The organism is Embleya sp. NPDC055664 (assembly GCF_053618075.1).
Genome location: NZ_JBSHGZ010000003.1, coordinates 244,575 through 270,622, shown reverse-complemented (window position 1 = coordinate 270,622; position 26,048 = coordinate 244,575). Strand labels below are relative to the sequence as shown.

General features: G+C 72.1%; 25 protein-coding genes. 12 read left to right on the top strand and 13 right to left on the bottom strand.

The window, feature by feature from the left end; translation table 11 throughout:
- Positions 1-100: 100 nt before the first annotated feature.
- The 3 genes from ACWGR4_RS07015 (at position 101) to ACWGR4_RS07005 (ending at position 3,174) form a co-directional block, all read left to right on the top strand.
- Positions 101-685: a TetR/AcrR family transcriptional regulator gene (locus tag ACWGR4_RS07015; protein WP_452129646.1), complete on the top strand. Its 585-nt coding sequence runs from the start codon at positions 101-103 to the stop codon at positions 683-685.
- Positions 686-846: 161 nt separating this feature from the next.
- Positions 847-2,340, top strand: a complete 1,494-nt coding sequence (locus ACWGR4_RS07010; RefSeq protein ID WP_452129647.1) for an MFS transporter — start codon at positions 847-849, stop codon at positions 2,338-2,340.
- A gap of 72 nt (positions 2,341-2,412) precedes the next feature.
- The gene (locus ACWGR4_RS07005; protein WP_380033969.1) at positions 2,413-3,174 is read left to right on the top strand and encodes an SDR family NAD(P)-dependent oxidoreductase; all 762 of its coding nucleotides are present in this window, start codon (positions 2,413-2,415) and stop codon (positions 3,172-3,174) included.
- Positions 3,175-3,261: 87 nt separating this feature from the next.
- On the opposite strand, the gene ACWGR4_RS07000 is transcribed toward ACWGR4_RS07005, so the two are convergent.
- Positions 3,262-3,882: a TetR family transcriptional regulator gene (locus ACWGR4_RS07000; RefSeq protein WP_452129648.1), complete on the bottom strand. Its 621-nt coding sequence runs from the start codon at positions 3,880-3,882 to the stop codon at positions 3,262-3,264.
- Between the two features lie 135 nt (positions 3,883-4,017).
- On the opposite strand from ACWGR4_RS07000, the gene ACWGR4_RS06995 reads away from it, so the two are divergent.
- Positions 4,018-4,968 (top strand): zinc-binding dehydrogenase, encoded by a 951-nt coding sequence (locus ACWGR4_RS06995; protein ID WP_380001503.1) that lies wholly within the window; start codon positions 4,018-4,020, stop codon positions 4,966-4,968.
- Between the two features lie 58 nt (positions 4,969-5,026).
- On the opposite strand, the gene ACWGR4_RS06990 is transcribed toward ACWGR4_RS06995, so the two are convergent.
- A complete protein-coding gene (locus tag ACWGR4_RS06990) occupies positions 5,027-5,839 on the bottom strand; it encodes an alpha/beta fold hydrolase (RefSeq protein ID WP_452129649.1) in 813 nt (270 codons plus the stop codon).
- Between the two features lie 26 nt (positions 5,840-5,865).
- Positions 5,866-6,729 (bottom strand): helix-turn-helix transcriptional regulator, encoded by an 864-nt coding sequence (locus ACWGR4_RS06985; protein ID WP_452129650.1) that lies wholly within the window; start codon positions 6,727-6,729, stop codon positions 5,866-5,868.
- 145 nt (positions 6,730-6,874) lie between these two features.
- Between ACWGR4_RS06985 and ACWGR4_RS06980 the strand changes: the two genes are divergently transcribed.
- Positions 6,875-7,351 carry a VOC family protein gene (locus ACWGR4_RS06980; RefSeq protein ID WP_452129651.1) on the top strand — a complete coding sequence of 159 codons (477 nt, stop codon included), beginning with the start codon at positions 6,875-6,877 and terminating at the stop codon, positions 7,349-7,351.
- Positions 7,352-7,359: 8 nt separating this feature from the next.
- On the opposite strand, the gene ACWGR4_RS06975 is transcribed toward ACWGR4_RS06980, so the two are convergent.
- Entirely contained in the window at positions 7,360-7,893 is a 534-nt protein-coding gene (locus ACWGR4_RS06975) for a DUF6817 domain-containing protein (protein WP_380001495.1), read from the bottom strand.
- A 251-nt stretch (positions 7,894-8,144) separates the two neighbouring features.
- On the opposite strand from ACWGR4_RS06975, the gene ACWGR4_RS06970 reads away from it, so the two are divergent.
- Positions 8,145-8,690, top strand: coding sequence for a hypothetical protein (locus tag ACWGR4_RS06970; RefSeq protein WP_380001493.1), 546 nt, complete (start codon positions 8,145-8,147; stop codon positions 8,688-8,690).
- A 23-nt stretch (positions 8,691-8,713) separates the two neighbouring features.
- Here ACWGR4_RS06970 and ACWGR4_RS06965 read toward each other — a convergent pair whose 3' ends face one another.
- The 3 genes from ACWGR4_RS06965 to ACWGR4_RS06955 form a co-directional block, all read right to left on the bottom strand.
- Entirely contained in the window at positions 8,714-9,136 is a 423-nt protein-coding gene (locus ACWGR4_RS06965) for a hypothetical protein (RefSeq protein WP_380001491.1), read from the bottom strand.
- 171 nt (positions 9,137-9,307) lie between these two features.
- Positions 9,308-9,979: a response regulator gene (locus ACWGR4_RS06960; RefSeq protein WP_380001489.1), complete on the bottom strand. Its 672-nt coding sequence runs from the start codon at positions 9,977-9,979 to the stop codon at positions 9,308-9,310.
- Positions 9,976-11,238, bottom strand: a complete 1,263-nt coding sequence (locus ACWGR4_RS06955) for a sensor histidine kinase (RefSeq protein WP_452129652.1) — start codon at positions 11,236-11,238, stop codon at positions 9,976-9,978. Before ACWGR4_RS06955 ends, ACWGR4_RS06960 begins: the two co-directional genes overlap by 4 nt.
- A 345-nt stretch (positions 11,239-11,583) precedes the next feature.
- Here ACWGR4_RS06955 and ACWGR4_RS06950 point away from each other — a divergent pair, with 345 nt between their 5' ends.
- Positions 11,584-11,877: a type II toxin-antitoxin system PemK/MazF family toxin gene (locus ACWGR4_RS06950; protein ID WP_126640024.1), complete on the top strand. Its 294-nt coding sequence runs from the start codon at positions 11,584-11,586 to the stop codon at positions 11,875-11,877.
- 92 nt (positions 11,878-11,969) lie between these two features.
- Here ACWGR4_RS06950 and ACWGR4_RS06945 read toward each other — a convergent pair whose 3' ends face one another.
- On the bottom strand, positions 11,970-12,833 hold the full coding sequence (locus ACWGR4_RS06945) for a helix-turn-helix domain-containing protein (protein WP_452129653.1): 864 nt from the start codon (positions 12,831-12,833) through the stop codon (positions 11,970-11,972).
- A gap of 131 nt (positions 12,834-12,964) precedes the next feature.
- Here ACWGR4_RS06945 and ACWGR4_RS06940 point away from each other — a divergent pair, with 131 nt between their 5' ends.
- Positions 12,965-14,248 (top strand): cytochrome P450, encoded by a 1,284-nt coding sequence (locus ACWGR4_RS06940; protein ID WP_452129654.1) that lies wholly within the window; start codon positions 12,965-12,967, stop codon positions 14,246-14,248.
- Here the strand turns inward: ACWGR4_RS06940 and ACWGR4_RS06935 are convergent.
- Both ACWGR4_RS06935 and ACWGR4_RS06930 read right to left on the bottom strand, forming a co-directional pair.
- Positions 14,245-15,663 (bottom strand): ATP-binding protein, encoded by a 1,419-nt coding sequence (locus ACWGR4_RS06935; protein WP_380001478.1) that lies wholly within the window; start codon positions 15,661-15,663, stop codon positions 14,245-14,247. The genes ACWGR4_RS06940 and ACWGR4_RS06935 overlap by 4 nt on opposite strands.
- The gene (locus ACWGR4_RS06930) at positions 15,660-17,408 is read right to left on the bottom strand and encodes an FAD-dependent oxidoreductase (protein ID WP_380001476.1); all 1,749 of its coding nucleotides are present in this window, start codon (positions 17,406-17,408) and stop codon (positions 15,660-15,662) included. Before ACWGR4_RS06930 ends, ACWGR4_RS06935 begins: the two co-directional genes overlap by 4 nt.
- 209 nt (positions 17,409-17,617) lie before the next feature.
- Between ACWGR4_RS06930 and ACWGR4_RS06925 the strand changes: the two genes are divergently transcribed.
- The 3 genes from ACWGR4_RS06925 to ACWGR4_RS06915 all read left to right on the top strand — a co-directional run bounded on the left by ACWGR4_RS06925 (position 17,618) and on the right by ACWGR4_RS06915 (position 19,839).
- On the top strand, positions 17,618-17,815 hold the full coding sequence (locus ACWGR4_RS06925) for a hypothetical protein (protein ID WP_380001474.1): 198 nt from the start codon (positions 17,618-17,620) through the stop codon (positions 17,813-17,815).
- 102 nt (positions 17,816-17,917) lie between these two features.
- Positions 17,918-18,562, top strand: a complete 645-nt coding sequence (locus ACWGR4_RS06920; RefSeq protein ID WP_452129655.1) for an ArsR/SmtB family transcription factor — start codon at positions 17,918-17,920, stop codon at positions 18,560-18,562.
- Complete coding sequence (locus tag ACWGR4_RS06915) at positions 18,559-19,839, top strand: MFS transporter (protein ID WP_452129656.1); 1,281 nt, start codon at positions 18,559-18,561, stop codon at positions 19,837-19,839. Before ACWGR4_RS06920 ends, ACWGR4_RS06915 begins: the two co-directional genes overlap by 4 nt.
- Before the next feature lie 80 nt (positions 19,840-19,919).
- Here the strand turns inward: ACWGR4_RS06915 and ACWGR4_RS06910 are convergent, their stop codons facing one another.
- On the bottom strand, positions 19,920-21,251 hold the full coding sequence (locus ACWGR4_RS06910) for a nitrate/nitrite transporter (protein WP_452129657.1): 1,332 nt from the start codon (positions 21,249-21,251) through the stop codon (positions 19,920-19,922).
- Between the two features lie 276 nt (positions 21,252-21,527).
- Between ACWGR4_RS06910 and ACWGR4_RS06905 the strand changes: the two genes are divergently transcribed.
- A complete protein-coding gene (locus tag ACWGR4_RS06905) occupies positions 21,528-22,955 on the top strand; it encodes an FAD-binding oxidoreductase (protein ID WP_452129658.1) in 1,428 nt (475 codons plus the stop codon).
- 51 nt (positions 22,956-23,006) lie between these two features.
- On the opposite strand, the gene nirD is transcribed toward ACWGR4_RS06905, so the two are convergent.
- Together nirD and nirB are read right to left on the bottom strand one after the other, a co-directional pair.
- The gene (nirD, locus tag ACWGR4_RS06900) at positions 23,007-23,378 is read right to left on the bottom strand and encodes a nitrite reductase small subunit NirD (protein ID WP_380001464.1); all 372 of its coding nucleotides are present in this window, start codon (positions 23,376-23,378) and stop codon (positions 23,007-23,009) included.
- A 56-nt stretch (positions 23,379-23,434) separates the two neighbouring features.
- The gene (gene nirB / locus ACWGR4_RS06895; RefSeq protein ID WP_452129683.1) at positions 23,435-25,945 is read right to left on the bottom strand and encodes a nitrite reductase large subunit NirB; all 2,511 of its coding nucleotides are present in this window, start codon (positions 25,943-25,945) and stop codon (positions 23,435-23,437) included.
- Positions 25,946-26,048 lie beyond the last annotated feature (103 nt).

Genomic DNA, 26,048 nt, shown 5'->3' with positions numbered 1-26,048 from the left:
AGCGAATGCGGTCGAAAGCTTGCCGCAATGTCCTCGGTGCCCGGTCCTGGAGCGAATCATTTCTTGACCGTTCATTCTCGAATGCCCTAGAGTCACATCCGTGGCCAGGACCAAGGAATTCGATCCCGACGCCGCCTTGCAGTCCGCGCTCGAACTGTTTTGGGAGCGCGGCTACGAGGCGACCTCCATGGCGGACCTCGTGGCGCACCTCGGCGTCGCCCGGGCGAGCATCTACGCGACGTTCGGCAACAAACGCGACCTCTACCTCGCGGCGCTCGACCGCTACCGCGAGGCGCGCAATCCCGAGCTTTTCGAGGAGTTGTCCCAGCCCGGTCCGGTACTGCCGGCCGTACGGGCGCTGGTCGAGCGGTTCGCCCGTCAGGCGTCCGAGGAGCCGACCCGGCTGCGCGGTTGTTTCCTGACCAACACCGCCGCCGAACTGGCCGCGCACGACGCGGGCGCGGCGCGGATCGTCGAGTGCGGCTGGAATCAGATGGAGACCAATCTGACCCTCGCGCTCACCCGGGCCAGGGCCCAGGGCGAGCTGGGTCCGGACCGGGATCCGCAGGCCCTGGCCCGCTTCCTGCTGGTGGTGCTCCAAGGGATGCGCGTGGTCGGCAAGGCCGGCCCCGACGCGCATCGCCTGCGCGACGCGACGCAGCAGGCACTGAGCCTGCTCGACTGATCCGGGCGGGGCGCGCGGGGAGCCTCGTCGGCACTCGGGCCGGACCTGCCCGCCGTGATGCGTTCCATCACTCGATCACTCGATGCGGCATGCCCTGCATCATGCTTTCAATCAAGAACGATCGATCCGAAAAGACTGTCGGCGGCAAGGGGGGAATCGACATGACGAGCATCGGGATCGGCAACAGGCCCGACCACGCGCTCGGCGGCTCGACCGACCGATCGCCGGGCGCCGGGGGCGGCGGGGCCTCGACCGCAGGCGCCTTCGCGCTGCTCGGCACCGTGCAGGCCACGCTGATCTTCACGATCACCATCATCGGCGTGCCGCTGCCCGACATCGGCCGCGAGTTCGGTCTCGGTTCGGCCGATCTGGTGTTGCTCAGCGCCGCCTACGGGCTGCCGTTCAGCGGGTTGTTGCTGTTCGGCGGGCGGCTCGCGGACCGGTACGGCGGGCGCTCGATGTTCACCGCGGGCCTGGTCGTCTTCGGCCTGACCTCGGCAGTCGCCGTGTTCGCGCCGGGCTTCGCGATTTTGGTCGCGGTGCGCTTCGGGCAGGGGCTCGGGGCGGCGCTCGCCGCGCCCGCCGCGATGGCCGTGCTGCGCGCGGTACATCCCGAACCGGACGCGTACCGGCGGGCGATGGCGACCTGGGGCGGCCTGTCCGTCCTGGGCGCCGCCACCGGCAACCTGGCCTCGGGCGTGCTCACCACGTGGGTGTCCTGGCGCTGGATGTTCGCCGTGCCGGTCGCCGTCGCCGCGCTCGGTCTGCTGCTTGCGCCCTCGCGACTGCCCCGCGCGTCCGTACCGGCGGCGCGGCGCCGCCCCGGCCTCGATCCGCTCGGCGCGGTCCTGGCCACGATCGGCATCACGCTCGCGGGCTACGGGCTGACCGTCACCGGCGACCACGCCTGGACGTCGACCGTCGTCCTCCTCCCGCTCGGCGCCGGCGTGGTCCTGCTCGCCGCGTTCCTGGCGGTCGAGCGCCGGGTGGCCGATCCGCTGCTGCCCCCGGGCTTCGTCCGTGATCGGCGCCGGATCCTCGGCCTGGTCGGGGTGTTGCTCGCGGCCACCGGCACGGGTTCGATCAGCTTCCTGATCTCGCTCTACCTCCAGCAGGAACACGGCTGGTCTCCGCTCGCGACGGCCGGCGCGTTCGTCCCGTTCACCGCCGCCCTGATCGGGGCGGGCCGGGCGGCCGGGCCGCTGATCGGGCGGTACGGTCCGGTCCGCGCCACCGTGGCGGGGCTGGTCGTGGGCGCCGCCGGGTTACTCCTGCTCGCCCGGATCGACCACCCGAGCCGCTACGCCGTCGACCTGCTGCCCGGCCTGGTGCTGCTCCCGATCGGCGCCGCGCTCGTCTTCGCGGGCACCGCCGTGCTGACCACCAGGGACGTACCCGCCCACCGGGCGGGCCTGGCCGGCGGCGTCCTCAACACCGCGATGGAACTCGGCCCCACCGTCGGCCTGGCCGCGCTGATGTCGGTGGCCGCCACGCGCACCGACCCGATCCGCGGCTACGCCTGGGCCTTCGGCACCGCCGGAGTCGTCTTCCTGCTGACCGCGGTGGCGGCGGCGGTCCTGGTCCGGGACGGGGGTCCGGACCAGGACCGGGAGCGGGACGGCGAGCAGGCCCGAGACCCCGACCGCGCCCCGTAGTTCACCACCGAACCCGACCATCCCCACCAACCCACCATCACCGCACCACCACACACCTCGGGAGACACCACCATGTCCGCACGTTTCACCGCCAAGACCGTCCTCGTCACCGGCGCCGGCTCCGGTGCCGGCCGGGCGATCGCGCTCGCCTTCGCCCGCGAGGGTGCCGCGGTCGTGGTCGCGGGCCGCGGCGCCGCGCCGCTGGAGGAGACCGTCCGGCTGATCGAGGCCGACGGCGGGCGCGGCGCGGCCGTCACCGCCGACGTGACCGACTCGGCGAGCGTGGCCGCGCTCGTCGCCCGCACCGTCGAACTCTTCGGCGGCCTCGACGTCGCGGTCAACAACGCCGGTGCGATCGTCGGCGTGGGCCCGCTCGCCGACCTCGACGAGGCCGACTTCCGGGCCACCCTCGACATCAACGTCACCGGCACGTGGTTGTCCATGAAGCACGAGATCGGCCACATGCGGGCCAACGGCGGCGGCGCGATCGTCAACATCTCGTCCAACCTCGGCGCGCACGGCCGACTGGCCAACCTCGGCGCCTACGTCACCTCCAAGGCCGCGGTCAGCGCACTCACCCGCAACGCCGCCCTCGACCACATCGGCGACGGCGTCCGGATCAACGCGGTCAGCCCCGGCCCGCTGGACACCTCGATGTCGCTGCGCAGCGGCGAGACCGAGGCCGAGCGGTCGGACCGGATGAAGGCGCAGAACCCGTCCGGCCGGGTCGGCGACCTCGCCGAACTCGCCGCCGCCGTGTTGTACCTGGCCTCGGACGAGGCGGGCTTCGCGGTGGGCACCGACCTGGTCCTCGACGGCGGCGCCACCGCCTGACCGGCGGATTCACCCCCAGCGCCCAGCCTCCGGCCCGGCCGCCGTCCTCCGACGCGCGCCCGGGCCGGCTCGGCGTTTCGCGCCGGGTCAGGCCGAGGTCGTCGGGATCGCCAGTTCCAGACTCCCCGGGATCGCCGCGAAGGCCCGCTCCAGATGCCCGGCCAACCCCGGCCCGGCACCCCGCGCGGTCCACTCCCGCTGCGCCCAGTGCCACGCCGCGAGCATCGTGTCGAGCGGCAGATGCAACAGGATCCGCTCCGGCGCGTCCGGACCGAGCCGGTCGGCGAGCGTATCCACCGCCGCGTCGGTGGTGTCCGCGCAAAACCGCAGGCTGAGCGCGTTCAGCGCGGGGGTGGCGTCGGCGATCCGCCGGCTGGCGGCGAAGCGGTCCGCCCAGTCCGCCGGCATGGCGCCGAGGGTCTCCGTGAGGGCGTCCTGATAGATCGTCAGGACGCGTCCCACCAACGGGCGTTCGGCCAGGTCGACGAGATAGGCGGTCCACAGCTCGCGCTCGGGGGCGAGGGCCACGTCCTCCTTGGACGCGAAGGTGCGAAAGAACGTGCGCTTGGAGACCTCCACCGCGCCGACGATCTCGTCGAGCGTCGTCGCGTCGAAGCCCTTGGTGGTGAACAACTCCAGGGCAGCCGCGGCCAACGCCTGCCGCGTGCGCAGCTTCTTGCGTTCCCGCAGCGGCAGTTCGGTGGTCATGATCCCACTCTACCCCACACATGCCCATCGGCCGCCAAAGCCTCTTGTAAGCAAATGCCACTCAGTGGCACAGTGGGCACAGCGAGCCCCACACTCGGGCTCGGCAGTCCAGCCCGTACCAGCCCCGGAGCCACCATGCGCGCCCTTGTCATCGACCACGCCGTCGCGTCCCACCTCACCCTCGCCGAGGTGCCCGACCCCGAGCCCGCGCCGGACGAGGCGCTGATTCGGGTCCGGGCGATCTCGATCAACGCGGGTGAAGTGCTCTTCGCGGTGCCGTCCGGGGCGAACGGCACGATCCCCGGCTGGGACGCGGCCGGCGTCGTGGAACGCGCCGCCGCGGACGGGTCGGGCCCCGCGGTGGGCACCCCCGTGGCCACGCTCGGCGGGGACGGCGCCTGGGCCGAGCTGCGTGCCGTGCCGACGCGACAGTTGGGCGTGGTGCCCGCCGGCCTGCCGATGGCGTCGGCCGCGGCACTGCCCGTGGCGGCCCTGTCCGCCCTGCGCGCCCTGCGCCGGATGGGCCCGATCCTGGGTCGGCGCGTGCTGATCACCGGCGCGGGCGGTGGGGTGGGCCGGTTCGCCGTACAACTGGCCGCGCGCGGCGGCGCCGAGGTGGTCGCGGCCACCGGGGATCCGGCCCGGGTCGACGAACTGCGGGCGCTGGGCGCGGCCGAGGTGCTGACGGGCGGTCTGCCGTACGAGACGGCCCCCGTGTACGGCGTCCTGGACAACGTCGGCGGGCCGCATCTGACCGCCGCCCACGACCTGTTGGCCTCCGGCGGCACGCTCGTCGCGCTCGGCCATTCCACGGGCGAGGGCGAGCAGTTCGCATTCGGCGCGCTGTTCGGCGACGCGGGCCGGCACAACCGCTCGATCGTCACCTATTTCCTGCTCGACGACCTCGCGGGCATCGACGCCGACCTCGCCTGGCTCGCCACCCGAACCGCACACGGCGACCTCGACCCACAGATCGCGTGGCGCGGCTCCTGGACCGACATCGCCGAGGCGGCGACCCTGCTGAGCGACCGCAAACTCGGCGGCAAGGCGGTGTTGACCGTGACCGACGACTCCACGCAGGCATGAACACCGCACACCCGACCGGACGGGGCGAACCGCGTGGCGCCCCGTCCGGGTCGGACCGTCAGGCCACGTCCAGTACCTCGAACAGCGCGTCGGCGAATTCGTCCGGGCGCATGATGTGGCCCACGTGGTCGGCCGGGAATTCGGTGAGGGGGAGATCCAGGCGCTCGGCGAGCACCGAGGCGGTGCGATACAGCGGGGTGTGTGCTCCCTCGTCGCCGGCCACCAGGCGCAGCGGCGCGCCGCGCAGTGCGGCGAGATCGGCTTCGTAACGGGCGAAGGACCGGATTTCGAAGGCCAGGTTGAAGTCCACGTTGGCGAACACCCGGTCGAGCATCTCGCGCGCCGAGTCGGACAGTTCGCCCGGTTCCACGGTCGGGACGGACACGTCGAACAGCCGGATCAACTCCTCCGTCGCGGCCTCCCGTCCGCTGCGCAGGAAGAGGTCGTGGATCTCGTCGAAGGTCTCGCGCCAGTACTTCGCGTCGGGCAGCACACCGGGCAGGAACGGCTCGTGGGCGACCAACAGGCGGACCTGGTCGGGGTGTCGGGCCAGCAGGTCGAGCCCGATGGTGGCCCCGGTCCCGTTGCCGAAGACGGTCGCCGGTTCGTCGGTGAGGGCGGCCAGGAGGCGGTGTGCGTCGTCGGCGTGCTCCTCGATCCGCTGCTCGGTGGGCGGTTCGGTGAGTCGGCTGTGCGAGTTGCCGCGCCGGTCGTAGGTGACGACGGTGTGATGGGCCGCGAGTCGTTCGGCCAGGGTCGTGTACAGGCCGGTATCGGCGTTGCCGCCGCTGATCAGCAGCAGCACGGGCCCCGACCCGTGCACCTGGTAGTACAACTCGGCTCCGGGTACGGCCAGGGTGGCGGAATCCATGAGTTCTGCCTTCCCGTCGGAAGTCGCTACCTCTCCAAGCTACGGACCTCAAGGACTGCGTGTCCGCCGAATCCGGCTTCCGTTCCCGCCCGGCCGGCCATGTGCGCGATCGTCTCGGCGTCGACGGGCGTGCCCACCAGCACCGTCGCGTCGGGCGCCTCGGCCGGTGTCAGCAGGGACATCGCGAACCGCGGCGACACACCGCGGATCGGCCGGGTCGCCACCGTCCTGGGCGCGAACACCCCGACCGCCCGGCAGTCCCACCATGGCGCCAAGTCCGGGCGCGCCGAGCGCAGTTCGGCGGCGATCTCGGCGCCGCGCGGCTGTTCGGCGCGGGTGCGCAGGTGGCGCACCAGGTCGAGGGCGATCGTCTCGTGCGCGGGGAAGTGCACACGATACGCGGGGTCGGTCAGCAACATCGACAACAGGTTGCGGCGCTCGGTGGGCAGCTCGGCCGGGTCCGGCGCGATCAGCCGCCAGGCGTGGTTCCAGGCCACCAGGTCCAACGCGGGATCCAACACCAGCGCCGGACTGATCGGCCAGCCCTCGACCATCGCCCGCAGTGCGTCGACCGGCATCGGGCCCGGCCCGGCCGGCACGTGGAAGCCGGCCAATTCCAGAACGTGCCGGTGGGCGTCGGCGTCCAGGCGCAGCGTGCGCGCCACCGCCTCCAGCACCTGCCGCGAGGTGTCCACCCGGCCCTGCTCCAGCCACGTGTACCAGGCCACGCCCACCCCCGACAGCGCGGCGACCTCCTCGCGGCGCAGCCCGGGGGTGCGGCGGCGCGGCGAGCGGGGCAGCCCGATGTCCTCGGGGGCGAGCAGTTCGCGGTGCGCCCGCAGGAACGCGCCCAACTCGTGCCGGTGATCGTGCTCGTCCCGAATGCCCATCGGCCCAGCCTATGACCGCCGCTCACCGTATAAGCCGGAGCCTGGCTCGACGCCGGCGGCGGCGCGAGGGTGGCGGACGTACCGACGCACACCGCCGGGCGGCACCACCGAGGGCCGCCGGCCACTGGCAAAGGAACCGTTCCCGATGACCGACACACCCGTCACCACCCCCGCATGGGCCGAGGCCGCACCCACCGACCCCACCGCGGACATCATGTGGCGCCGCAGCAACGACTCGTCCACGCTGACCACCCCGCGCGCGTTCATCCGCGTCTTCGTCGAGCCCGGCGGCCTGGAGGCGGCCGCCGGGTTCTACGAGGAACTCCAGGGCGTGGAGCGCGACATGTGGTTCACCTTCCGCGAGTTCGGCATCGCCCTCGCCGCGGTCGGCGGCTTCCTGCTGATCGAGGGCGAGCCGGCCATGGTGGAGCGATTCCGCTCCACCACCGGCACCCTCCTGGTACCCGAGCTGGCGCCCTACCTCGACCGTCTGGCCGCGGCCGGGGCCGAGATCACCGAGGCGCCGCGCCGCGTCCCGACCGGATCCGGGTTCACCGCGCGGCACGCCGACGGCACCGTGGTGGAGTACGTCGAGCACCGTCCGACGGCGGACGGCCGCTGACCCGTCCGCTACCCGGTGTGCGCGGCGCGGTCGCCGAGCACCCGCTCGCACTCGTCCCGGGCGGCGGTGCTGAGCAGGGGGCGAAAGCCCGCCAGCAGGTCCCGAAGGCCCGCGCCGTAGCGGTCGCGGGCCTCGGGGTCGACCCGGACGATGTCGAGTTCGTTGGCCGCGGTCAGTTCGGCGAAGTCGCGGCGTTCGGCCTCGGCGGGCAGGTAGGTCCGGCCGGTGAAGCGGTCCCGGAACGGGCCGTCGACCAGGGTGGGGTGGCTGGTGGCCCGGTCGCAGCTCGCGTAGAAGTAGACGATGCGCTCGGCGTCCACGCCGATCCGGCCGGCCAGCTCCGCGCGGCGGTCCAGCGGGAGCAGGTGGGGGGCGAAGCCGTCCGTGCCGTAGAACGCGTGACACAGGCCGGCCGTACGCAGCGCCGGTCGCGCGCCCCAGGAGTCGAGCAGCGCCTCGACCCGGGTCAGGTGGGCCAGCAGGGTTCCGCCGGGATGTTCGATGCGGTCCGCTCCGAGCATCCGGATGTAGTCGACGATCATGTGCACCCCTTGCCATGTAATGGGTCGGCGCCGGTTGTCCGGTGGCCGCCCGATGACGTCGGGGCAAACGATAGCGCTGACGGACCGTCAGATCACAGCACCTCGGTCATACACCTTGCGAGGAGGCGCCCGGCCGCGTCCCACGACACCACGGACGATCGACGTGCCGGGAATGCCTGCGCGAGCGTCCGCTTTGTGGATAGGGATGGATCGGAAGCGGTAACGAACGAACGAGTACGGAGATCTGCATCGTGGGACCCGATCAGTTCTGTCTGGTGTTGTTGCGACGCATGGGCGATTACCAACCCGATCTGGTCGCGGATGCCGTCCGCGAGTTGGAGTTCACCCGATCCCGGATGCGCGAGGTGAACGCGCAGTGGCAGCGCATGGTGCGCAGCCGGGCGGTCGGCGGCCCCGGGCGCGCCTATCGGGCCGCACTGGGCGAACCGCACGGACGCACCCGACGCGCGATCGGGGATCTCACCGCCGAGGCTCAGTGGTGGACGTTGCCGTTGTGGCCGCAGTTGCGGTTCGAGATCCTGACCGGCCCCGACGGACGGGTCTGGCAGGAGTGGCTGGTCCGCGCCGACCCCGCCACGACCCCGCCCGCCGAAACGGTGGCGGACCTGCGCCCCTGGGACTTCGTGATCGCCGACGTCGCCGCGGCCTTCCCGACCCTGCGCCACACCGAGGGCTCCGCGCCCGGTCGCTGGGCGAGCGTGATCACCGAGAACGGCGTCGAGCACCGCGTCGACTTCACCTGGGGCCTGCTCCAGAACGTCACCCGCCTCGACTGAGCGGGCGCCGCGCACACCGCCCCCTAGAGGCGCGGGAGGCGCATCCGGGTGAGGCGGCCGCCCTCCACGGGGGCGGCGTCCGTGGTGCGCACGGCCAGGGAGCGGTAGGTGCCGGGGACCGTGGCCACCCAGAAGCGGTCGGCGAAGATCGTGGCGGGCGCCTGGAGCACGAAGCGGCCTCGGCGGAACTCGATCCGCGGCGGCACACCGTCCTCGGGCAGCACACCCCACGCCAGCGCCCAGGCCGGCTCGCGGCGGGCCGAGCGCAGCGCGCCGCGCAGCAGCGTCGGCGCCAGGGTGGAACCGGCCACCGCCACGTCGATCAGGCGGTAGCCCGCGTATACCTCCAGCGCCGGGCGGCCCCGCGAGCCCCGGCCCACGCGCATCGTGCAGTCGCTGAGCCGCAGATACAGTTCGGCGGTCGTGTGCTGCATAACGTCGGTCATGGCGCCCCCGTTCGAAGCCCCCGACGGGTCAGTCCCCTCGGGCCACACCAGGATTCGCCTTCGGGGTACTTCGCCGCATCGGCTGTACGAACCGTTTCCGCATCACCGTCTACTCCCCCTGTAGGACGGAGATTCCGCGCGTCACTCCCCCGAACGAGCGAGGCGCGCGATTCAGGCGGCGCCCGGCACGGCCAGCCCGGTCTCGTAGGCACAGATCACCGCGTGCACCCGGTCGCGCAGGCCGAGCTTGCCCAGGATGCTGCTGACGTGCGTCTTCACCGTATGTTCGCTGACCACGAGGGCCTCGGCGATCTCCGCGTTGGACATCCCGAGGGCCAGACAGCGCATCGTCTCCCGCTCGCGCGTGGTCAACACGGCCAACCGCTCGGAGGGTTGGGGCTGCTGCTCCGTACGGGGTAGTCGGCGCGTGTAGTCGGCGATCAGTCGCCGGGTCACCGACGGCGCGAGCAGCGCCTCGCCGCTCGCCACCATGCGCACCGCGTGCACCAGGTCGTCGCGTCGTACGTCCTTGAGCAGGAACCCGGCCGCGCCCGCGTAGAGCGCGTCGTAGACGTACTCGTCGACGTCGAACGTGGTCAGCATGACGATCCGACACGCCGGCGCCTCGGCGGACACCACCCGGGCCGCCTCGATGCCGTCCATCCGCGGCATCCGGATGTCCAGGAGCAGTACATCGGGCCGGTGCGCGCGCACCGCCTCGATCGCCGCCACCCCGTCGCCCGCCTCGGCCACCACCGAAATGTCGGACTGCGCGTCCAGGATCATCGCGAAGCCGCTGCGCACCAGTCCCTGGTCGTCGGCGACCACCACCTTGATCGTCATCGCGCCACCCGCGTCGCGTCGAGCGGGATGCGCAGCGCGACCTCGAACCCGGGCCCGGTCACCCGCGGTCCGACCACCACAGTGCCCCCGCACGCGCTGGCCCGCTCGCGGATGCCGATCAGCCCGTGGCCCCCGCCCGGACGCGGCCGACCGCCCCGCCCGTCGTCGGTGATGGTGATCCCCATCGTGTCCTCGCCCCATTCGAGTCGTACGGTCACCGTCGTGGCCTGCGCGTGCCGGACCGCATTGGTCAGCGCCTCCTGGACCACACGGTACGCGGCGATCTCCGCGTCGGAGCGCAGCGGTCGACGCTCGCCGACGCTCTCGTACACCACCTTCAGATCGGTCCGCCCGACCTCGGCGACCAGGTCGGCGATATTGGCCACGGTGGGCTGCGGCGCCCGGGCCCCGGCTTCCGCATCGTCCTTGAGCGTGCCCAGGATGCGCCGGAGTTGGACCATCGCGTCGCGTCCGGCGTCGGCGATCGCGTCGAACGCCGCCTCCGCGCGGGCCGGATCGCTGCGCACCACCACCGGCCCGGCCTCCGCCTGCACGGTCATCAGGCTCACCGCGTGCGCCAGGATGTCGTGCATGTCGCGGGCGATCCTGGCCCGTTCGCGGGCGGCGGCCCGGGCCACCTCGGCGTCGGCGCGGCGGATCTCCAAGTCGCGCTCGTGCTCGAGGCGCCGGGTGCGCTCCTCGATCTCGGCGATGTAGGCGGTGCGGTGCCGGGTGGCCAGCCCGAAGGCGGCGGCGGTCAGCGTCAGGATGTCCAAGGTGGCCTGTTGCGGCGGCTGGTCCTTGGCGAACTCCACCATCAGCGTGATCGGCAGGGCCAGCACCGCGACGGCGATCCGCTCCCAGCGCCGACCGAGCGAGAAGACCGTGTAGATGGCGATCGTCATGCCGAACTGGAAGGACTGGCCGGGCCGATGGTGCAGCGAGGCCGGCACCGCGAACAGCGCGACCACGCACGCGACCACGAACGGTTGCCTGCGCCGCCAGATCAGCGGGATCGCGGTCCCGCTGAGCAGCAGGAACCCGAGCCGGTACGGCGAGCGCAGGTAGATCAGGAACGGCAGCGACACCAGGAACTGCACCAGCAGTGCGATCATGACGTCGAGCAGCTGCGGATCGATCCGCCGCATCAGATCGCGGGTGTGCCGGGCGCGGTCGCGGACGTGCCGGTCGGCGTCGCGCGCGGCGAGGTGATCGACGCAGGGATGATCGGCGTCGTGCGCGGCGAGGTGGTCGGACATACGGCGTACTCCTGGGTGGGCGTCCCCGACAGTGTCGCGGTTGCGCGTTCGGCGGCGCTTCGCTCTCGCGGGGGATCTGCCCACCCGGGATGGGGGAACGCGGCGGGGCCGCTCGGGTAACGATCGAATCCGTGCGCCGGCGGCGAACGCGCGCCCTGTTGGCGATTCGGGTGCCGTCGCGTCTGGTACGACTGGGGGCATGGCTACCGGCAACCGCTTCGTCCCCGACCGCGACCGTTCGACGCCGGCGGCCCGGTGCGGCCGGTCGGCGGGTGCGGTCGCGCGCACATTCGGCCGCCGAAAAAGAGCGGGGGCGCGGCCGTGCGGCCACTGAGGCGGGGCCAGGTGTGGACGATTCCCACCGTCGGCCGCGAACGCACCTTCATGATCGTGCAGAACGACCACGTCGCCGCGCTGCATCCGGGCGCGGCGTTGTGCGCGCTGGTGGACACCATCGGCGACCGCCGCGAGTCGCTGGTCACGGTGCGGATCACCAGCCCGGTCGAGGGTGTGGTGCTCGCTCCGGACCTGTACACGTCACGGCATCACCGCTTCGAGCAGGGCACGTATCTGGGCGACGTCGGGCCGGAGGAAATGGAGCAGGTGGACGTGGCGTTGCGGGCCGTTCTCGGGTTGTGAGCGGGCGGGGCGCCGATGTCCGGACCCGGCCGGATCGTTCAGGTCTCCAGCGGCAACAATCCCGTAGTGGTCGTCGTCGACGGTACGCCCGGTCAAGGAAGGAGCGGGCAGGCGGCCGACAACCGCTCCGCCGCGGTGCGCAACTCGGTGATGTAATCGCGGCGTTCGCTCGGGCCGACGGCGGCCCGCAGCGGGCCGATCTGGAGTTCGTGGGTGGGCCGACCGCGGGCGTCCCGTACCGGCGCGGCCAGATGGCTCAGCGGCAGCGTGCGATCCGAGGTCAACTCGGTGTCGGTGTAGGCGTGTGCGCTGATCGCGGCGAGTTGGTCGAGCACGCGGGCGCGCAGTTCGGCCCGTCCGGGGTGTTCGTCCAACAGGCCCACCACGTCCCGCAGTACCGGCAACAGCTCGGCCGCGTCGCGGCGCGGTCGCCAGGCGGCCACGCCGTGCGCGCGGATGGTGTCCAGCACCGGGGCCAACTCTGGTGCGTGTGCGAGCCAGACGGCACGTTCGGCGGCCGGCCGCCAGGGCATCACCGCGGCGCCGGCAGGCGGGCGCAGCGGCAACCGGGTGCCCACCTCGATCCCGGCCGGCACCCGACCCGGTCCCGGCTCGACCGCGACGAACACCACCTGATCGACGCCGACGAGCGACAGGGCCACCCCGCATCCGACCCGCGTCGCGAGTTCGGCCAACACCTCCGCCGCGGCGGTCGGCAGCCGTACCCGGGCCCGGACCGCGTCGGCGACGGCGAGCAGTCCGGCGCCGAGCGTGTACAGCCGATCCGGCCCGCGCAGCACCCAGCCGGGCGCCTCCAGGGCGGCGAGCACCGCGGTCGCGGTGGACCGGTTCAGGTCGAGCCGGGCCGCCACCTCGGACACGCTCAACCCGCGCGGCGCGGCGGCCAGCAACTCGACGACGGCCACGACCCGTTCGGTGGGTGGTGACGCGGCCACGGGCACCCCTTGCTCCGGTCGGACGGCATCCCTAGAGTCAACGAATATACGTCACTTCGACGACGAATATTCGTCACCCGGTCCCACCGACGGGCTGCCGTCGTCGCCGGAGCTTCGGCCGAGGAGGCTGGATGACCGTCGACCCGTTCGACCCCCGCGCGCCCTTCGACATCGAGGGCCACGACTTCGCCTTCGACGACATCCCCGACCTGCACGGCGTGCTCGCCGCCGCGCGGGCGCGCAAGCCGTACGCCGTCGTGCCGTTCCTGGGGACCAGGGCGCTGCTGTTGCTGACCCACGACCTGGTGACCGCCGCGTTCAAGGACGAGGAGGCATTTCCCGCGTCCGCGATCTACGCCGCCACCACCGAACCCGTGCTCGGCCACACCATCCAGTGCATGCGCGGCGCGGAGCACCGGATCAACCGCAAGCTCGTGGTGCCCGCCTTTCGACGTCGGGTGGTCACCGAGCAGGTCGAGGCGATCCTGGAACCGCTCGCCCACGAGCTGGTCGACGGCTTCGCGGCGCGCGGCGAGGCCGATCTGGTCGCCGAGTTCACCCACGGCTACCCGGTCCGGGTGATCACCCGGCTGCTCGGACTGCCGATGGACGACGAGGATCGTTTCCGGCGCTGGGCGGTCGACCTGTTCCATTTCCCGATGGCGCCGGAGGCGGCCGAGCGCGCGTCCCGCGAATTCACCGCGTACGTGACGCCGATCGTCGCGCGTCGGCGGCGGGATCCCGGCGACGACCTGCTCTCCACCCTCGCGCACACCGAGGCGGAGGGGCGTCGGCTCACCGACGAGGAGATCCTGTCCTTCCTGCGGCTGCTCTTCCCGGCCGGCGCCGACACCACGTATCTGGGCCTGGGCAACGCCCTGTTCGCCCTGCTCACCCATCCCGAGCAGTTGTCCCGGACTCTCGCCGACCCGGATACCGAACTCGAGTGGGTGGTCGAGGAGGCGCTGCGCTGGGAGCCGCCGGTGGGCCTGCTGCCGAGGATGTGCCCCGCTCCGGTATACGCCTGGCAGGGCCTCGGCCTCGACATCCCGGCGGAGACCCCGCTGATCTTCGCGATCACCGCCGCGAATCGGGACCCGGCCCGGTATCCCGATCCCGACGTGTTCGACATCGGCCGCCGAACACGCGCCACGCTCGCCTTCGGCGACGGGCCGCACGTGTGCCTGGGCACATGGTTGGCGCTCGCCGAAATCCGCGCCGCCCTGAAGGTTCTCCTCGAACGCCTGCCGGCACTACAACTCACCGCACCCACCCGGGTACGCGGCCTGCTCGGCACGGCACTGCGCGGCCCGGAATCCCTCCCGGTCCGCTTCGGGCGCCGAACCGGCGCGCACCCGTCCCCTGTCGGCCGGCAACCGGCGACGTGGTGCGGTCGGCGTGGGCAATACACCTAGCGCGGCAGGGTGATGCGGAAGGTGGTGCGGCCCGGTTCGGAGTCGACGGTGAGCGTGCCGTCGTGGCGTTGCACGATGATGCGGTACGAGATGTCGAGGCCCAGGCCGGTGCCCTCGCCCAGGGCCTTGGTGGTGAAGAACGGCTCGAAGATCCGGTCCTGGATGTCGGGCGCTATGCCGGGGCCGCTGTCCTCGATCTCGACCACCACCGACGCGGTGTCGGCGCGGGCGCGCAGGGTCAGCGTGCCCTTGCCGCCCATTGCGTCGGCGGCGTTGTCGATCAGGTTGGTCCACACCTGGTTCAGCTCGGCCGGATACGCCTGGATCCTGGGCAGGTCCTCGGCGTACTCGCGCTCGACCCGGATGTCGCGCAGCGGGCCGGCCAGCATGGCCACCGTGCTGTCCAGGCCCTTGCGCAGGTCGGTCTCCTGGTAGGGGGCCCGGTCCATCTGGGTGTACTGCCCGGCGGCGGCGAGCAGATCGGTGATCCGGCCCAGCGCGTCGGCGACTTCGTCGAGCAGCGCCTCACCCTCCAGGTTGGCCGCGAGCCAGGTCAGTCCGGGGCGCGCCGCCGCGCCGAGCGCCGTGCCCGCGTCCCGGGCCCAGTCCTCGTACAGGCCGACGTTGACGAACGACGGCGCCGTCTCGTACGCATCCGGCAGGTCCAAGTCCTCGAAGATCTCGGCCACTTCGTCGGTCCGGTCGGCGAACTCCAGCGGGCGCAGCCGGGGCGGCTCCACCTCCCGCCGGGCCAACACCTCGGCCTGGAGCCGGTCCAGCGCCTCCAGCGCGTCGGCGGCGGCGCCGCAGCGGGCCAGTTCGGCCCGGGCCCGGCGCAACTCCCCCAGCCGGGTGCGCAGGTTCGCCGCAGCCCGCTCGGCCGCCGCGGCCGGGTTGCCCAATTCGTGGGTGAGCCCGGCGGTGAGCGTGCCGAGCGCGACCATACGCTCGCGCTGCCCGACCGCCGAACCGGTCCGGCGCCCGCCGAGGAACATGCCCGCGACCAGGTGCGCGGCCATCGGGAACCACTCGGTGAAGGCCTGCGCCAACTGGGCGGCCGGCAGCACGAAGAAGGTCGAATCGACGTGTGTGCGCGCGGTGTTGCCGTACGCGTGCACCGCCGGGGTCGCGCCCTCGCCGTCCAGGGCCAATGCCGCGCCGACATAGGCGCCGCGCATCGACGAGCGGTGCACCTCCAACTCGCCGCCGCGCACCGTGCGGTTCATCGTGACCTCGCCGGTGAGCAGCACGAAGAAGCACTCGCCGGGATCGCCCTCGTGGTAGAGCGTGGTGTTCGCCGGGAACGCCTTGACCTTGCCGTGCGCGCACAGCCAGTTCAGGTGTTCGTCGGGCAACTTCTCGAACAGGAACAGGGTGCGCAGTTCCTCCGGCGGCAACACGTCGCACACGCTCATCGTGATCCCTCCGTCGCCGGGGTGCGGGTGTCGGTCGGGGTCGGCGCGTCGGCCGGCCCGCCCGGATCGTGGCCCGGCTTCCGGGTGTCCAGGGTGTCCAGATAACGGTGCACGAGCATCACCGTCATCGCGCCCTCCCCGACCGCCGAGGCGACCCGCTTGACCGAGGCCGCGCGCGAATCGCCCGCGGCGAACACCCCGGGCACCGCCGTCTCCTGGACGAACGGCGGGCGGCTCCAGCCGTCGAGTTCGCCGTCGCAGTCGTCGAGCAGTTCGCCGCCGGTGAGGATGTAGCCGTCCCGGTCGCGCCGCACGCCGCTGCCGTCCAGCCACCCGGTGCGCGGGCTGGCGCCGATGAAGACGAACAACCACGACGCGGGCACGGTCTCCTCCGTACCGGAGTCCCGGTCGCGCAGGGTGAGTTCGCGCAGGCGCCCGGTGCCGTGCGCCCGGGAGACCTCGGTGCGGACCCGGACCTCGACGTTGGGGATCTGCTCCAACTGCTCGATCAGGTAGTGCGACATGGACGCCTCCAGGCCCGCGCCGCGCACCAGGATGATCACCCTGCGGGCGTAGCGGGAGAAGAACACCGCCGCCTGCCCGGCCGAGTTGGCCGCGCCGACGATGTACACGTCCTGGTCGCGGGTGTCGGGCCCGGTGGTCAGCGCGGCGCCGTAGTACACGCCGCGGTCGGTCAACTCGGCCAGGCCCGGCGCGTCCAGGGTGCGGTAGGACACCCCGGTGGCGAGCACGACCGCGTGTCCGCGGGCGACGACGTCGCCGTCGCAGGAGATGGTGCGCACATCGCCGTCCACGTGCAGACCGGTCACGTCGCGCGTACTGACTATCTCCGCGCCGAACTTGAGCGCCTGGCGGCGGGCACGGCCGATGAACTGCGAGCCGGAGATGCCGTCGGGGAAGCCGAGGTAGTTCTCGATCCGCGAACTCTGCCCGGCCTGCCCGCCGGTGGCCTGGCGCTCCACGAGCAGCGTGCGCAGCCCCTCGCTGGCCGCGTATACCGCGGCCCCCAGGCCGGCCGGGCCGCCGCCGACGATCACCACGTCGTACAGGTCGTCGGACGCGGTCACCGACAGGCCGACGTACTCGGCCAGTTCGCCCTTGGACGGGCCGCGCAGCACGGTCGAGTCGGGGGCGATCACCACCGGCACGTCGGCCTCGGTGGTGCCGGTCTCGCGCAACAGCCGGCGCGCCTCGGCCTGGCCGACGTCGTACCAGCGATACGGCACGCCGTTGTTGGCGAGGAAGTCGCGCAGCTCGAACGACGGCGCGGAAAAGCGCGCGCCGATCACCGTGGCCCAGCTCTCGTCCGGCACCGGCGCGGTCTCCCACGCGGTGATCAGCGAGTCGAGCACGGGGTAGAGCCGTTCCTCCGGTGGATCCCACGGCTTGAGCAGGTAGTGGTCGATGTCGACGTCGTTGATCGCCCGGATCGCGGCCCCGGTGTCCGCGTAGGCGGTGAGCAGCACCCGTTTCGCGCGTGGGTACCGGTGTGCGGCCTGTTCCAAAAAGGCCACGCCGTCCATCTGCGGCATGCGCTGGTCGGCGATCAGCACCGCGACCTGCTCGCCGCGCTCGTGCAGCTCGGCCAGCGCCTCCAGGGCCTGTGCGCCGGATTCGGCGCGGACGATCCGGTGCCGGTCGCCGTACTGTCGCCGCAGGTCGCGGGCCACCGCACGGGAAACGGCCGGGTCGTCGTCGACGGTCAGCAGGACGGGCTTGTCCACGGTTTTCCTCACGGGCCTGGAGTGGTGCACAAAGGGGGGCCACTGCCCGGTACCGGCCTCGACCATGCGCCGGGCAGCGCGTGCGCCACGTTATCCCGTATCCGAAATCCGCAGCCGGGGAGTTCGAGGGCCGGCCTCGGCGGCGACACCTTCGGCGAAGTCGGGCGCTTTGCCTATCGGTCCACCACGAACATGCCTAACGTGGCGCTATGTCCGAGAATCGACGCCGCCCGCAGCGCGAGACCGTACAGGCCCTCGTCGGCGTGACGGTGATCGTGATCGGCCTGCTGGTGACCCTCGTCCTGCACCTGACCCACGACTCGCACGACCCGGAACCGAGCCCGAGCCCGCTCCCGACCGCCACCGCGCCGACGGCGTCCCCGTCGGTGGCGGCGGCCGGACATTAGCCGCGGCGCCGAGGCAGGCGCGCGGCCAGGATTCGCAGAGACTTCTCTGCAAAGATGCAGAGAACTCTTTGCAGAGAAGTCTCTGCGTAATACCGTGGGCATGTGAACGACTCCCGCCGGCGGATCGACGCCCGCAGCCTGCGCGCCCTCGCCCACCCCCTACGCATGCGCCTGCTCGAAATGTTGCGCCTGGACGGCCCCTCGACCGGGACCCACCTGGCCGCCCGGGTCGGCGAGAGCACCGGGACGGTCAGCTGGCACCTGCGCCACCTCGCCGAACACGACTTCATCGAGGACGTGCCCGAGCGCGGCACCCGCCGCGAGCGCTGGTGGCGTGCCGTGGTCGACCCGCGCGACCTGCACACCAGCGAGTTTCGCCAGGACCCCGAGGCCCGGGGCGCGCTCGACGTCTACATCCACGAGTCCTTCCGGCAGCAGGGCGAACGCCTGCTCCAGTCGTTCACCGACGCCGACGAGATGGGCCCCGAGTGGGTGCGCGCCCGCACCGTCTCGGACTGGAGCGGCGTACGCCTGACCGCCGAACAGCTGGCCGACCTCAACCGCCGGGTCGTCGAACTGGTCCACGAGGCCACCCGCGGCCCCGAGCAACCGGGCGCCGCCACGGTCGTACTCCAGTACCAGTCCTTCCCGCGCCGGCCGAAGGACGGGACCGCATCGGCCGATCCGAGCCCAACCGCCGAAGCCGAAGCCGATCCCCCCTCCGAACCCGACGAGGACCCCTCATGAGCGGCCTGCTGCACCGCCACCGCGACTTCCGCCTGCTGTGGTTCGGCGAGACCACCGGCAAGTTCGGTGCGTCCGTGACCGGTGTGGCGATGCCGCTGATCGCGATCTCGACCCTGGACGCGAGCGCCTTCGAGATCGGCCTGCTCGGCGCCGCGGCCTGGCTGCCGTGGTTGCTGATCGGACTGCCGGTCGGCGTATGGGTGGACCGGATGGCCCGCCGCCCGATCATGCTCGCCGCCGCCGCGACCTCGTGTGCGCTGTTCCTGGCGGTGCCCCTGGCGCACCGGGCGGGCCTGCTGAGCATCGGTGTGCTGCTCGCCATCACGCTGGCGACGGGGGTGTCCGCGGTGTTCTTCCAGACCGCGTACACCGCCTACCTGCCCGGCATCCTGCTCCCCGCCGACCAGGCCGAGGGCAACAGCAAGCTGCACGGCAGCGCGTCCGCGGCGCAGATCGCCGGGGTCGGCGCGGGCGGCCTGATCGCACAACTGGCGGGCGCCGTGAACGGCATGTTCGTCAACGCCGGCACGTTCCTGACCTCGTTCGTCTGCCTGTTCCGCATCCGCCACCGCGAGCCCGAGTCGAAGCCGGCGCCCGAGGAGCGCGCCGAGCGCTCGCTGATCGGCGAGATCGGCGAGGGCCTGCGCCTGGTCGCGCACGACCCCTGGCTGCGCGCGTTCGCCCTCTTCGGCGGCGTGTCCAACCTGGGTCTGGTCGGCCTCCAGTCGCTGCAACTGGTGTTCCTGATCCGCACGGTCGGCGTCGACGAGGGCCTGGCCGGCGCGCTGATCGCGGGCGGCGCCGTCGGCGGCGTGGCGGGCGCGTTCGTCTCCCGCAGGGTGTCCTCCCGGATCGGCACCGCCCGTGCGTTCCTCGTCTTCGAGCCCGGTGTGTCGAGCCTGGTCCTGCTCATCCCCCTGACCACCGCCGGCGCGGGTCTGACCGTGTTCGTCTGCGGCTCGTTCGCGATGTCGGCGGGGGTGGTGGCGAGCAATGTGATCAAGTCGAGCTTCCAACAGCGATACTGCCCACCGCGGTTGCTCGGCCGGATCACCGCGAGCATGCAGTTCGTCAACTACGGCACCATCCCGCTCGGCGCGATCCTGGCCGGCGCGCTGGGTTCGGCGTTCGGGGTCCGGACCGCCCTGTGGGTGATGGCCGCGGTCATTTCGGCCTCCGGCCTGATCCTGATCCTGTCCCCGGTGGGCCGCTGCCGCGACCTGCCGACCACCGTGCGAGCCGTCGCCGTGTCCAAGGCCCCGCGCACGGTGGCCTGATCCACAGGCGCGGGCCGACGGGGCGGCCGACACCGGGAGTTCCCGGCGTTCGACCGCCCCGGGGTCGCACAGGATCGGGATCAGATCCGCACGGACCGGCGCCCCGCCGATCGCAGGTACACCGCCCAGGTCAGCACCAGGCAAAACGCGTAGTAACCCAGGAACCCCAGATAGGCGGCGTCCCCGCGTCCGGAATTCAGAAACGACTCGCGAAACGCGATGTTGACCAGAACCCCGCCCAACGCGCCGACCGCTCCCGCGATCCCCATCAACGCCCCCGAAGCGCGCCGCGCGGCCGGTCCCGGGCCGAGCCTGACCGCGAATATCGCGGGGATCATCTTGTACGCCGAGCCGTTGCCCAAACCGCTGAAGACGAACAGCGACACGAATCCGGTCAGGAACAGAGCGAGCGATTCCTGCCGCGAGGCGACGTAGACCACGAACGCGGCGCCGGCCATCGCGACGAAATTCCAGAACGTCACCCGCGCCCCGCCCCACCGGTCGGCGAGCAACCCGCCGACCGGACGCACCAGCGACCCGAGCAGCGGCCCGAGAAAGGTCAGATAGGCGGCCTTGACCGGCGTCGCGAACTCGGCGTGGAACTGCACCTGCAATACCTGCCCGAAGGCGAAACCGAATCCGATGAACGACCCGAACGTGCCGATATACAGCAGCGACATCACCCACGTGTGCGGATCCCGCGTCACCTCCCGCATCGCGCCCTTGTCGTTGCGCAACGACGGGAGGTTGTCCATGTACCGCGCGGAGAGCACCGCGGCGACCACGATCAGCGGGATGTACACCGCGAGCAGCAGCCGAGGATGCTCGGCGCCGGCCGTCGCCAGCACGGCCAGCCCGACCAGTTGCACTGCGGGCACCCCGAGGTTGCCGCCACCGGCGTTGACCCCGAGCGCCCACCCCTTCAACCGCTGCGGGTAGAACGCGTTGATATTGGCCATCGACGAGGCGAAGTTGCCGCCCCCGACGCCGGCCACCGCCGAGACCACGAGCAGCGTGCGATACGAGACACCGGGCTCCAGCACGATCGCGATGGAAATCGTCGGCGCCAGCAACAACAGCGCACTCGCCACGGTCCAGTTCCGCCCGCCGAAACGAGCGACCGCGAAGGTGTAGGGAATCCGCATCGCCGCGCCGACGAGCGTCGGTACGGCGGTCAGCGTGAACTTCTGCGCGGGGTCGAACCCGTACTCGGGCCCGAGGAAGAGCACGATGACCGACCACAAACTCCATACGGAGAAGCCGATATGCTCCGACAGCACCGAGAACACCAGGTTGCGCCGGGCGATTCGAGCGCCCACCCGATCCCAGAATGCCTCGTCCTCGGGCCGCCAGTCGTCGAGCGGCCGATCGCTCCGGACCGGTGCGCTCGCGGTTGTCGTCGTTGTCGTCACGGGAACCTACCTGTCCGGAAGGGCATAAGAACCGACGTCCCGTGACGGTAGAAACCCCAGGTTTCCGTTCCGCGCGCCCGCCGCCTCGACAACGCTACATCTCGCTCAACACCCCGATCCCCGGCTGTGAGAATCCGTCGAGCGAGCGTCGCGGATCGGCCGACGCCCACGGCCCGCGCCCGCCTACCTGACACTCACCCGACTACTTGACGGCCACTCGGCCGGTTTCGGGAGAGAGTGGGACGCGCATCGGCCGCCCGAGATCAGGAGTCACCCGTGACCGCGACCAACGCCCCCTCCCCCGCCCCCGAGCACGACCCGGAGTTCGCCGTCGCGGTCAAGGCCTTGAACACACACCTGTCCGGCGCCGCGCTCACCCCCGAGGACCCCGGCTACGACACCGAACGCATCGGATTCCAGACGGCGTTCCGACAGCGACCGGCGCTGATCGTGGCCGCCGCCTGCGCCGAGGACGTGCGGCTCGCCGTCGAGTTCGCCCGCACGCACGCGCTGCGCGTGTCGGTCCAGGCCACCGGACACGCGCCCGCCGACGCCGCGCCCGGGGGCCTGCTGATCTCCACCCGCCGGATGGCCGAGGTACGCGTCGACCCGATCGCCCGGACCGCGTGGGCCCAGGCCGGCGCCCGCTGGGAGGCCGTGGTGACCGCGAGTACCCCGCACGGGCTTGCCCCGCTCAACGGCTCGGCGCCGCACGTCGGCGTCGTCGCCTACACCCTCGGCGGCGGCCTGAGCCTGCTCGCCCGGGAGTACGGCTACGCGGCCGACCACGTCCGCGCCATCGACGTCGTCACCGCCGAAGCCACGCTGCGCCACGTCACCGCCGAGAGCGACCCGGACCTGTTCTGGGCGCTGCGCGGCGGGCGGGACAACTTCGGCATCGTCACCTCGATCGAGGTCGACCTGGTGCCGGTGGCGCGGGTGTACGGCGGCTCGCTGATCTTCGACGCCGACCTGGTCGAGGCGGCGACCGCGGCGTATCTGGCCTGGACCGAGACCGTCCCGGAGGAGCTGACCTCCTCGATCCTGTTCATCGGCCTGCCCGACATCGAGCAGGTGCCGCCGCCGCTGCGGGGCCGGCACACCGCGGCGATCAAGATCGTGTACAGCGGCGACGCCGCCGACGGGGAGCGCCTGGTGGCCCCGCTGCGGGCGATCGGCCCGCGCCTGGTGGACAACCTGGCCGACCTGCCGTACGCCGACTCGCACACGATCCACGCCGACCCGACCTACCCGCACGCCTACCTCGGCGACAACGTCCTGGTCCGCGACCTGGACGCCGCCGTGGCGGGCAAGGTGTACGAACTGACCGGTCCGAACGCGCCGATGATGGTCGTGCACGAGGTGCGCCACCTCGGCGGCGCGCTGTCCCGGCAGCCCTCGGTGCCCAACGCGGTCGGCGGGCGCGACGCGGGCTACATCGTGCGCGTGGTGGCGATGGTCGAGGGCCCGGGGCCGGACGCCGCGCGCGCGTTGCTGGCCGACGTCCACGCCGTGCTCGCCCCGCTGTCCGTCGGGCGCAACCTCAACTTCGTCTACGGCGACGGCGTTCCCAGCGACCCGGACAAGGTCGCGTCGATGTACGACCCGCGGAGTTGGACCCGGCTGCGCGACCTCAAGGCGGCGCACGACCCCGACAACCTCTTCACCGGCAACCACAACATCGCACCCGCCGACGCGTCGTGACACCGGGCCGCCGGGCGAGAGCGCGACGCTGCGCCCTCGCCCGGCGGCGATTCAGGAACGGGCCCGCACCCGCCAGGTCGACAGCGCCGCCGGCGTCCCGTCCGGCGTGGTCGGCTCGTCCAGGCACTCGCCCGTGCGCAGGTCGAACGCCTGCTGGTACATCGGTGACGTGACGATCGGCACCTCGCCGCGCCGACCCACGATGCCGCGCGACATGACGTAGGCGCCGCTGAACGGGTCGCGGTTGCCCAACGCGTACAACTCGCCCGCGCGCGTGCGGAAGACGGCGACCTGCTCGCCCTCGATCAGCGCCGCCACGCCCCGCCCCGGGGTCAGCCGGTCGTACGGGCAGATCGTGACCCACCCGGTCCCGGCGGCGATCTCGACCGTCGTCTCGACGGCGGTCCCGGTCGTACCCGTCACCCACGCACCTCCCCTGTCCCCAACACCACGGATCCGCCCCGCTCCCGCTCGGCCGCTCATCGCCCGCGCACCTCCAACCTCTCGAACAACACCGGCTTGATCTGCTCGCGCTCCGCGGTGAACCGCACGGTGGGGTCCGGCACGCCCGGCGCGTTGGCGAACGACACGAAGCGGCGCACCCGTTCCGGGTCGGCCAGCGTCGCGGCCCATTCGTCCTCGTAGGTCTCCACGTGCCGGGCCATCAACTCGTCCAGGTCGGCGCAGATCCCCAGTGCGTCGTCCATGACCACCGCGCGGACGTGGTCGAGGCCACCCTCGATCCGGGTCAGCCACGACGCGGTGCGCTCCAGGCGGTCGGCGGTGCGGATGTAGAACATCAGGAAGCGGTCGATGGTGCGGATCAGCGTGTCGTGGTCGAGGTCGCTCGCGAGCAGTTCGGCGTGGCGCGGGGTGGTGCCGCCGTTGCCGCCGACGTACAGGTTCCAGCCCTCGGCGGTGGCGATCACTCCGAAGTCCTTGCTCTGCGCCTCCGCGCACTCCCGGGTGCAGCCGCTCACCGCGGACTTGAGCTTGTGCGGCGAGCGCAGGCCCCGATAGCGCAGTTCCAACTCGATCGCGAGCGCCACCGAGTCCTGCACGCCGTAGCGGCACCAGGTCTGCCCCACACACGACTTCACCGTGCGCAGTGCCTTGCCGTACGCGTGGCCCGACTCGAATCCGGCCGCCACCAGGCGCTGCCAGATGCTCGGGAGCTGGTCGACGGTGGCGCCGAACATGTCGATGCGCTGACCACCGGTGATCTTGGTGTAGAGGCCGAAGTCCCGGGCGATCTCGCCGATCGTGATCAGCCCCTCGGGGGTGACCTCGCCGCCGGGGATGCGCGGCACCACCGAATAGGAGCCGTTGCGCTGGAGGTTGGCCAGGAAGTGGTCGTTGGTGTCCTGCAGCGCGGCCTGTTCGCCGTCCAGGATGTGCCCGCCGGACAGGCTCGCCAGGATGGAGCCGACGGCGGGTTTGCAGATCTCGCAGCCGTCCGCGTCGGGCCCCTCGACGCTGCCGTGTTCGTCGATCAGCCGGGCGAAGCCGCCGATGCCCTTGACCCGGACGATCTCGTACAGCTCGGCGCGGGTGTAGCGGGCGAAGTGCTCGCACAGCCCGCGCCGGGTCTCGATGCCCGCCGCGGCCAGTTCCTCCGTGACGATGCTGCCGATCAGCTTCACACAACCGCCGCAGCCGGTACCGGCCTTGGTGCACCGTTTGATGCCGGGTACGTCGACCACGTCGTGCTCGGTGACCGCGGCCCGGATGGTGCCCTTGGCGACGCCGTGGCAGGAGCAGACCACGGCCGTGTCGGGCAGCGCGAGTCGCACGCGCGGGCCGGCGGCGGCGGGCAGCACCAGCTGTTCGGGCGGGACGGGAAGCGGGCTGCCGGTGAGCGGGCGCAGCTGGGCGTACGCGTCGGCGTCGCCGACCAGGACGCCGCCGAGCAGCCGGCCGTCGGCGCCGATCACCAGCTTCTTGTACACGCCGGCGAGCGGATCCGAGTACAGCACCTCCACGCAGTCCTCGGCGACCCCGTGCGCGTCGCCGAAGCCGGCCACGTCCACGCCGAGCAGTTTGAGGCTGGTGGACAGGTCGGCGCCGGTGAAGGTGCGGTCCGGGTCGGGCGGGCCGGCGGCGAGCTGCCGGGCGGCCACCTCGGCCATCGCATAGCCCGGCGCGACCAGGCCGTACACCCGCCCGTCGACGGCCAGCGCGCATTCCCCGATGGCCAGCACGTGCGGGTCGTCGGTGCGGCAGTACTCGTCCACCACGATCCCGCCGCGTTCGCCGACCGCCAGCCCGGCCGCGCGGGCGAGCCGGTCGCGGGGGCGTACCCCGGCGGAGAAGACCACCAGGTCGGTGGCCAGTTCGGTGCCGTCGGACAGCACCATGCCGGCGACCCGACCCGCCCGGTCCACGATCGCTTGGGTGCCGGCGCCGGTGTGTACCGTCACGCCCAGGTCCTGGATCTTGCGGCGCAACACCCGGCCGCCGCCGTCGTCGATCTGCAACGCCATCAGGCGTGGCGCGAACTCGACCACGTGGGTGTCCAGGCCCATCGCGGTCAGCGCCCCGGCGGCCTCCAAGCCGAGCAGCCCGCCGCCGACCACCACGCCGATCCGGGCCCGCTCGGCGGCGGCCTTGATCGCCTCCAGGTCCTCGATCGTGCGGTAGACGAAGCAGCCGGGGGTGTCGTGTCCGGGCACGGGCGGCACGAACGCGTAGGAGCCGGTGGCCAGGACGAGCGTGTCGTAGCCGACGGTGTGGCCTGCCCTGGTGGTCACCGTGCGGGCGGCGCGGTCGATCGTCTCGACCGGGTCGCCGAGCCGGATGTCGATCCCGTGCTCGGCGGCGAATCCGTCACCGCACAGGGACAACTCCTCGGCCGTGGTGCCGGAGAACCACGAGGTCAGGTGCACCCGGTCGTAGGCGCGCCGGGGTTCCTCGGCCAACACCGTGATGCGCAGCCCCGGTGGTCGCGGCTCGGCCTCGGTCAGCGCTTCGAGGAAGCGCTGACCGACCATGCCGTGGCCGACCAGGACCACGTGCGTCTGTTGGGCGTCGGTCACGGATGGACTCCTTCGAGGCGGGGCCGGGGGGCGAGTGCTGCTCACCGAAGCGTCCCGA